Consider the following 8,582-nt stretch of genomic DNA (forward strand, 5'->3'; position numbering starts at 1 on the left):
GATTAGTTTTTGCCCGGATTCATCACTTCATCAAAAGTCTTCTTGACTTCTTTGACTTTGGCTTCACTTAATATTTGGTCAACGACCTGATTTTCAAGGACGAGCCCTTCGAACTCAGCAAGGCGTCTTTTGTCCGCCATATACCAATTGACAACGCCCTCGGGGTCATCATAAGCCGACGCCATTTCTTCAACAAGTTCCTTTATCTTTTCTTCATCGGCCTTGATGTCATGCTTTTTGATCAATTCGGACAAAAGCAGCCCAAGTTTGACCCGTTTACGCGCCTCCTCTTCGAACAAATCAGCAGGCAACTCAGGTAACTGCTGCCCGGCGTTGGCACCGAGTCGTTGCATCATCTGTTGACGCAACACATCAATTTCCTGATCGATTAAGGCTTTTGGTAATTCAAAGTCGTAGGCTTCCGCAAGCGCATCAAACACCGCGGTCTTGACTTGATTACGAAGTGTTTGGCGCAGCTCGCGCTCCATGTTTTTACGCACTTCAGCGCGCAGAGCCTCGACCGAGCCCTCTTCTAATCCGAATTGCTTCACGAACGCTTCATCAAGCTCTGGCAGCTTTTGACCATTGACCGCCTTGGCCACCACATGAAATACGGCTTTCTTACCAGCCAACTCTTTATTGTGGTAGTCCTCAGGAAATGCAACCTCGATTTCACGCTCTTCGCCTTTTTTAATTTTCAAAAGGCCATTTTCAAAGTCATCCAACATCTTGCCTTCGCCAAGTACGACCGGGAAATCCTTGGCCTCACCACCCTCGAAAGGTTCTCCATCAATGGTTCCGCGGAAGTCAATGACGACCTGATCACCTTTGCGAGCCATCCGACGCACTGGTTCCCAAGTGGCCCGTTGCTTGCGCAGGATCTCAAGCATGTTGTCGACGTCTTCCTCGGTCACCTCCGCAACAGGCTTTTCAAATTCCAGCTGACTGAAGTCCTGAACTTCAATTTCAGGGTACACCTCGAAATAGGCCGCAAACTTGAACTGATCGCCCGCTTCACTTTCCAACGGCTCCACCCGTGGCGCGCCAGCAGGATTGATTTTTTCTTGCACCGCGGCTTCGAAAAAGCTTCTCCGCATCACTTCAGCTTCCACTTCTGCGCGCACGGCCTTTCCAAATCGCTTCTGAATAAAGCTCAACGGCACTTTCCCAGGGCGAAATCCCGGCACTCTTTGAGTTTTGGCAAGCTGCTGCAAACGCTTTTTCACCTCATCCTCTACCAATTTGGCAGGGATCTCTATGGTCATCTTGCGCTCAAGTCCTTGGGTGGTTTCGACAGAAATTTGCATTTGTTTTCACCTCAGTATTAAAGCCGCGCCCTCAGCAGGCAACGGAAAACACGCGAAACTTTTACATATGTTTGCCAAGACAACCGTCGCGGCTGTCACTGACTCGGAAAGCGGCTAGGATACCAAAATTGACGAGAATGGGAATATGGTGCGGAAGGAGAGACTTGAACTCTCACGCCTTGCGGCACTGGAACCTAAATCCAGCGCGTCTACCAATTCCGCCACTTCCGCTTAAAAATCGTGTCGGAGACAATACTTGGATTCACACGGCAATTGTTCAAACTTAATATGGGGTGAGCGATGGGACTCGAACCCACGACGACCGGAATCACAATCCGGGGCTCTACCAACTGAGCTACGCTCACCACAGAACTTCAGACACGATGCCCCTGAAAGTGGCACGCCCGGCAGGATTCGAACCTGCTACCCTCGGCTTAGAAGGCCGATGCTCTATCCAGATGAGCTACGGGCGCATCGTTTCAGCCCTGCCGACAATCCTGGTCGGGGAAGAGGGATTTGAACCCCCGACATCCTGCACCCAAAGCAGGCGCGCTACCAGACTGCGCTATTCCCCGAGCGCCCTGAAAACCAACATCATTCAGGGTGCGCGCATGATACTGATTTGCGATTTTGGCGTCAAGCGCAAAAGACCTTTAAATGCTTCAAACAGGTTGACTGCTATCCAACGCCATCGGCCTCTCGTCACTTCTTCGCGAGAAAAGCCTCAAAAGCGCTCCGCGCAGCGTCCGTCTTCAAAAGTCGCGCAAAGGTTGCCGCTTCTTTGTCGATTACATCATGTACATTTTCTTGCGAACAAGTCCGAATGAGCGCTTTTGTGGCTTGTATCGCCTCAGGCGACATACGCACTAGCTGCTCCGCTGTGGCGCGTGCAATGGCAAGAGGGTCTTCGCAAACGCGTGTCAGCAAGCCATTTTCAAAAGCTGTCTGCGCTCCAAATGGTTCACAAAGCAAGAGCCATTCGGTGGCCCGTATACGGCCAACCATTTTTGGCAATAGCAAGCTCGAAGCCGCCTCAGTACATAGCCCTAGTTTGACAAATGGTAATGAGAACATGGTCTCCGGGTGGGCATAGACAAAATCACAATGTAAAAGCATCGTCGTACCCACCCCCACAGCCACACCTTTCACTGCGGCAATCAGTGGCTTACGACAATCAGCCAGCGCGTGTAGAAATTGCAGAACAGGGCTCGTCTGATCGATGGTTTGATGCAAAAAATCTGCGATGTCATTGCCCGCCGTAAAGTCGTCCCCCCCATGGATAATGATGGCACGAATCTCTTCGTCATCATTGGCGCGCTTTAACTGTTTGGCCACTTCGGCATACATCGCAGCCGTCAACGCATTCTTTTTCTCAGGACGCGCGAGTTGAATGGTCAATATGCCATCTTGATAAAAATTTGCGACATGTTCCGTCATAAAACCCTCGTCAGCTTGACCCACTCAGGTTACTATACTGGTAATCATCACAGCTCGGCAATTAGTGTATGCACGATTTATATCAGCTCTCTTTCACGGACATTACTGGCAAGACGATATCCCTAAAGGATTACGAGCAACAAGTGATGCTGATCGTCAACACTGCCAGCCGTTGTGGCTTTACCCCGCAGTATGAGGGTTTAGAAGCGCTTTATACACGCTATGCCTCTCGTGGTTTTGTCGTACTGGGATTCCCGTGCGATCAATTTTTGCATCAAGAACCGGGCAACGAATCTGAAATCGCCGAATTTTGCCGAATTCGATATGGAGTGTCATTTCCGCTGTCACAAAAAGTCGAGGTGAATGGTCCCAATACGCATCCAATATTCCAGAAGCTAAAAGCCGAAGCCCCTGGAGTGCTCGGATCCAAGCGCATCAAGTGGAACTTTACAAAGTTTTTGGTGAATCGGGGCGGCAGCAAAATCAAGCGGTTTGCCCCAAGTACCAAGCCTGAAAAATTACAAAACGTTATCGAGGCATGGATTAATGAATGAACATGAACTAGAACAGCGTATCGCCGAACTGACGAAACGAATCGAGCAACTGGAAACTCGCTACACCTTCGCCGAGGCAACCGTCGAACAGTTAAACGATGTCATCGTTCAACAACAGAAGAATATTGAGCAATTGCAGGGCCTGCTGAGTCAATTAACTGAAATGCTCAAAACATTGCCGCTGGCATTCCAAGAGAAGGATGCCCCGCCACCGCATTATTGAGTATTGTCTGACACCACATAGGCCGTCACTCGACTTCCGGCTTCCAACTCTCCAATAGGTTTGTGCAGGGTCACTTCCCGTGGCACAAAGCGGACATGATCCCGCAGCGTTCGTGCCAATTGCTGCACACGGTGTGATACAAGCACTTCACCGGTTTTCGCCACTTCTTCTAGACGGGCGGCGAAATTTAACGCATACCCACCAAGATCGGGCAATCCGGTAACCGCATTTTCCGCCACGATAACAGGCCCTGTATCCATGCCGATTCGCAATTCAAACCCGGCTGCGCTGAGGACACGCTGCACCATCAGGGCACATTGGATGCCAGCGGCGGCATTACGGAAGGTGGCACGCAACGAGTCGCCCTCCATGTTTGGGTAACTGGCTTGCCATCTATCCAATATGGGCTTTAAGAGGCCTCGAAACAGGTCCAATTTAATCGAAAGCTCCGAGTCCTGCCATCGCGAAAATCCTTTCAAGTCCATAAACAGGACGGTGAGATTACGCTGGTTCGCTGCCCCATGCTCTCCAGCCAATTCAAGCATACGCGGCCAGAACTGCTCTTTCACTTTAGAAAGTGCCTGTTTCAACTCACTGTAGAGACGAGGGTTGGTTCTGAACTCTAGTTGTGCGGCCTGAATATTTTCGGCTTCTTGTTGCAGGGTCTGGCGTATCCGTTCCGGCTCGAAGTCCCCAACTTCCTCAATACTGAAAATGACATCGGTATTGCTAGGCCTTTCCTCGATTTTTTTTAGATGAATGAGTGTGCCCCACTGACTGGCTGCCAAATGCTCTGCCAAAAAGGGCAAGGTGGCCAATTCATGCCAGCGAATCGTCCCTGGGTATTTCAAAACAATGGTGGGTTTCAGTCCATAAAGTCGCTCAAATTCCCCCCTTCGAAAGTTTTGGCGTTCATGCCCGCGTGGATCCCAATAACAGTATTCACATTCAACACCACGCAATATCCAGCCATCCGTTGTGGCACCGTGGAACCGCGCACCGGTCAAGTTGGCCTGCTCAAAAGCCACCTCGCGTAAATCAGCATGCCTGAAATCCGTACAGGCGCAACGTGCCTCTCGGAATATTGCTTTGCGGGCCCGAATCTTTTGCAGGGAGGCGCGATTCAATATCGCCTTGGTCAAGTTGGCTTCCTGCAAAAGCGACTCATTCAGCACGGCATTGGTAAAGTCGGCACCGGTCAAATTTGCGCCAACCAGATCGATGCCACTTAGGTCAGCGCCTGCCAACGAAGCGCCGGTCAAATCCATATGACTCAAAGACTGGCCACGCAGGTCGACGCGTTCCAGGCGCGCATATCTTAAATTAAAGGACTTCATGTCGATGTTGCGCAAATCGAGTCCAACAAGACTGATCCGGCGCACCATGGCCGCCAGGAAATCGGCGTCAGTTAAGTTCGCGTTATCAAAGCGTGTACCATCCAAAATCGCGGCGATAAATCGGGCGTTGCTGCAATTCGCTCCAGAGAGGTCAGCGTCGGTTAGGTTAGCATCTATAAAACTGGTGCCAACAAGCAGTGCATGACTCAGGTTATAACCGCTTAAGTCATATTTATCCAGCTTTTGTCCGGATAAATCGACCTGGATTTCGGGGTTCATTGACCGCCACTGATTGAAAGTGCTCGACCCTTGCTCGATTAGCGCAAGACATTCATCCGCAGACAGAATCGCCTTTGAATTCACACACACCGTCCTTATGTCTAAACAAACTCATACCTACTATACCTAAAAAAACACATCCACATAAACGAACAAAATTTGTTACGCTTCACAAAATGCTAACAAATGCTCAACGCCCTATCGGTTCCTTTTCTTAGCTTTTCAAGAGAATGAATCAATAATTATGCTAAGGTAACCATAGGTTTATTTCGGAGTGTTCCCCATGCCCCGCATTGACAAAACTGGCATGCCGCCAGGTTCGCCTATTCACGTTAGCCATAACCAACCATTGCCGACAGCGGTCAACATCTATCGCTTCACACACGACCAACTCGACATTGTTCGTGATGCTTCCTCGGAACAGGTACTTGACCTACTTCAAACGCCATTTCATGGCACCACATGGGTTCAGATTCAGGGGCTTGCCGATACCCAATTTTTGGCACAGCTTGCCCAAACTCTGGACATTCATCAGCTTATCCTTGAGGATATTCTCAACTGCCATCAGCGCCCAAAATTGGAGGAGTACGAACACCTAATCTTTGCTGTATTACGGTATGCCTTATGGGACTTAGAAACCACGCTGAATTCGGACTCCCAAGTGAGCATGATCTACCTGCCACACGTCGTTGTGTCATTCGAAGAATCGTCCACTTCTCTTTTTAACCCTGTGGTCGAAAGACTGAAAAATGCGCGAGGCAAGCTTCGCAATCATGGCCCCGACTATCTGTTCTATGCTTTGATGGACGTGGTGGTCGACAGCTATGTCTATATGCACGATACACTGGAGGATTATATTTTTGAGTTAGAAGAAGAACTTCTGTCCGCCGACACGGACCAAGCGACACTTCTTAAGATCCAGAATCTGAAACGCGTGGTACTTCGTCAGCGCAAAGCTATGCTCCCAGTCGCGAATATGGTGAGTGGACTGATTCGGGGAGACAATTCACTGATTAAAGAAACCACGCTCCCCTACTTTCGTGATATCGAAGACCATGCCCTTCGTGTGATCGGCAATCTGGAAACCGCGCGCGAGCTTCTAGATTCAATGCTCGACGTCTATTTATCGCTGGTAAGCCAACATATGAACGAAATCATGAAAGTACTGACCGTCTTTGCGGCAATTTTCATTCCACTGACGTTTCTTGCAGGTGTTTATGGAATGAATTTCAAGCACATGCCAGAATTGGAGTGGCAGTGGGGCTATTTGGGCATATGGGGGGTCTTTATACTTGTCGGGGTGTCTTTACTCGTTTACTTCAAGCGACGACGCTGGCTATGAGGGTTAGCGTTGTCAAAATACTCTCGACATAGGCTCCTATTGATAACGATCAAAACAGGCCGCCTTTTTTGCGCTACAATCTGCGCACCCTTGATCAAAATCAGTGTGTTTTACCATCCAACTACAAGGACAACCATCCATGAACGACAAAGCACTGACCTACAACTATACGGTGGTGCGCCAGTTTGCGGTGATGACCGTTATCTGGGGCATTGTCGGCATGGCTGTCGGTGTGTTAATCGCCGCTCAGCTCATTTGGCCAGAGTTGAACTTTGACACGCCTTGGCTGACTTATTCACGACTGCGGCCGCTGCATACCAACGCCGTCATTTTTGCGTTTGGGGGATCGGCGCTGATGGGTACCGCTTTCTATGTCGTGCAACGCACCTGCCAGACACGACTGTTTAGCGACAAGCTGGCCAGTTTTGTTTTCTGGGGGTGGACCGCGATTATTATCGCCGCAGCTATAACGCTACCACTCGGGTATACCACCGCCAAGGAATACGCGGAACTTGAATGGCCGATTGACATTGCCATTGCGGTGGTGTGGGTGGCATTCGCCATCGTGTACTTTGGCACGATTGTGAAGCGCCGTACCAGCCATATCTATGTGGCGAACTGGTTCTACGGCGGTTTTATTTTGGCTGTAGCCATACTCCACATTTTTAATAGCCTAGAATACCCGGTCTCCACCATGAAATCCTATTCGATTTACGCGGGGGCTGTGGATGCCATGGTGCAATGGTGGTACGGCCACAATGCCGTGGGCTTTTTCCTGACCGCTGGCTTTCTGGGCATGATGTATTACTTTGTGCCAAAGCAGGCTGAACGACCCGTGTATTCTTATCGTCTTTCCATCGTGCACTTTTGGGCCCTGATTGGTGTCTACATGTGGGCGGGACCGCATCATCTGCATTATTCGGCGCTGCCTGACTGGGCGCAGTCATTGGGTATGGTGTTCTCTCTCATTCTTCTCGCGCCATCCTGGGGCGGTATGATCAACGGCATCATGACGCTCTCAGGCGCCTGGCACAAATTGCGCGACGACCCAATCATTCGCTTCCTGATCGTTTCGCTGTCGTTCTACGGCATGTCGACCTTCGAAGGGCCCATGATGTCCATCAAAACCGTTAACGCCTTGTCACATGATACGGACTGGACCATTGGTCACGTGCACAGCGGCGCTTTAGGCTGGGTTGCCATGGTCACCATTGGTTCCATGTACCATTTGATTCCACGCCTATGGGGCAAAAAAGAAATGTACAGCGTCAAGCTGATTAATTGGCACTTCTGGTTGTCGACCATCGGCATTGTCCTGTACATCACGGCCATGTGGATCGCCGGTGTGACGCAAGGGCTCATGTGGCGCGCCACCAACGATGATGGCACGTTGACTTGGTCCTTTATCGAAAGCTTGAAAGCCACTTATCCATACTACGGCATTCGCCTCGCTGGTGGCATCTTGTTCCTATCGGGTATGTTCCTTATGGCATACAACGTGTTTAAAACGATTGCCGGTCCAAAACAGACCGTGACGGAACAAACCATCGAGCCGAAGCAGGCATAAGGGGGTGCACGATGAAACATGAAGTGGTCGAAAAAAATATTGGCTTGATGGGCCTGCTGATTCTTATCGTCGTCTCGATAGGTGGATTGGTGGAAATTTTGCCACTCTTCCACATGGACGAAACAACTAAGCCGGTCGACGGCCTGAAACCATACACTGCCTTACAACTTGAAGGCCGCGATATCTATATTCGAGAAGGTTGCCATGTCTGCCACACACAAATGGTGCGACCATTGCGCGCCGAAGTAGAACGCTACGGTCACTATTCGGTGGCTGGTGAGTTTGTCTACGAGCACCCATTCTTATGGGGGTCAAAACGCACAGGCCCTGATCTGGCACGGGTCGGTGGACGTTACAGTGATGACTGGCACAGAGTGCACTTAATCAACCCGCGTGACGTGGTCAAGGACTCCAACATGCCGGCCTTTCCGTGGTTGGCCGAACGCAAACTTGATGGCAAGTTGACCGCCAAAAAGATGCAGGTGTTACGTAAACTGGGCGTGCCCTATACGGATGAGCAAATTGCCAACGCGCAA

The 8,582-nt window shown here is 50.2% G+C and carries 8 protein-coding genes and 4 tRNA genes; 5 read left to right on the forward strand and 7 right to left on the reverse strand.

Annotation, left to right across the window (positions count from 1 at the left end; genetic code table 11):
• Positions 1 to 2: 2 nt before the first annotated feature.
• From D6694_02090 to D6694_02115, 6 genes are all read right to left on the reverse strand, one after another.
• Entirely contained in the window at positions 3 to 1,307 is a 1,305-nt protein-coding gene (locus tag D6694_02090; GenBank protein ID RMH47387.1) for a trigger factor, read from the reverse strand.
• 146 nt (positions 1,308 to 1,453) lie between these two features.
• Positions 1,454 to 1,538: transfer RNA gene (locus D6694_02095), tRNA-Leu, on the reverse strand.
• Positions 1,539 to 1,596: 58 nt separating this feature from the next.
• Positions 1,597 to 1,672: transfer RNA gene (locus D6694_02100), tRNA-His, on the reverse strand.
• Between the two features lie 31 nt (positions 1,673 to 1,703).
• Positions 1,704 to 1,780 (reverse strand) — tRNA-Arg (locus tag D6694_02105).
• Positions 1,781 to 1,805: 25 nt separating this feature from the next.
• Positions 1,806 to 1,882, reverse strand: a tRNA-Pro gene (locus tag D6694_02110).
• Positions 1,883 to 2,009: 127 nt separating this feature from the next.
• Positions 2,010 to 2,744, reverse strand: a complete 735-nt coding sequence (locus D6694_02115; protein RMH47388.1) for an enoyl-CoA hydratase — start codon at positions 2,742 to 2,744, stop codon at positions 2,010 to 2,012.
• Positions 2,745 to 2,812: 68 nt separating this feature from the next.
• On the opposite strand from D6694_02115, the gene D6694_02120 reads away from it, so the two are divergent.
• Both D6694_02120 and D6694_02125 read left to right on the forward strand, forming a co-directional pair.
• Positions 2,813 to 3,298 (forward strand): glutathione peroxidase, encoded by a 486-nt coding sequence (locus D6694_02120; GenBank protein ID RMH47389.1) that lies wholly within the window; start codon positions 2,813 to 2,815, stop codon positions 3,296 to 3,298.
• Complete coding sequence (locus D6694_02125) at positions 3,291 to 3,521, forward strand: SlyX family protein (GenBank protein ID RMH47390.1); 231 nt, start codon at positions 3,291 to 3,293, stop codon at positions 3,519 to 3,521. Before D6694_02120 ends, D6694_02125 begins: the two co-directional genes overlap by 8 nt.
• Here the strand turns inward: D6694_02125 and D6694_02130 are convergent.
• Complete coding sequence (locus tag D6694_02130; protein ID RMH47391.1) at positions 3,515 to 5,137, reverse strand: hypothetical protein; 1,623 nt, start codon at positions 5,135 to 5,137, stop codon at positions 3,515 to 3,517. The two genes, D6694_02125 and D6694_02130, sit on opposite strands and share 7 nt — an antisense overlap.
• Before the next feature lie 283 nt (positions 5,138 to 5,420).
• Here D6694_02130 and corA point away from each other — a divergent pair, with 283 nt between their 5' ends.
• The 3 genes from corA to ccoO all read left to right on the forward strand — a co-directional run.
• Complete coding sequence (gene corA / locus D6694_02135) at positions 5,421 to 6,479, forward strand: magnesium and cobalt transport protein CorA (GenBank protein ID RMH47392.1); 1,059 nt, start codon at positions 5,421 to 5,423, stop codon at positions 6,477 to 6,479.
• 139 nt (positions 6,480 to 6,618) lie between these two features.
• Entirely contained in the window at positions 6,619 to 8,046 is a 1,428-nt protein-coding gene (ccoN, locus tag D6694_02140; GenBank protein ID RMH47393.1) for a cytochrome-c oxidase, cbb3-type subunit I, read from the forward strand.
• Between the two features lie 11 nt (positions 8,047 to 8,057).
• A partial coding sequence (gene ccoO / locus D6694_02145; protein RMH47394.1) for a cytochrome-c oxidase, cbb3-type subunit II occupies positions 8,058 to 8,582 on the forward strand: 525 nt, incomplete at its 3' end.

This window comes from Gammaproteobacteria bacterium, from assembly GCA_003696665.1.
Lineage (GTDB): Bacteria > Pseudomonadota > Gammaproteobacteria > Enterobacterales.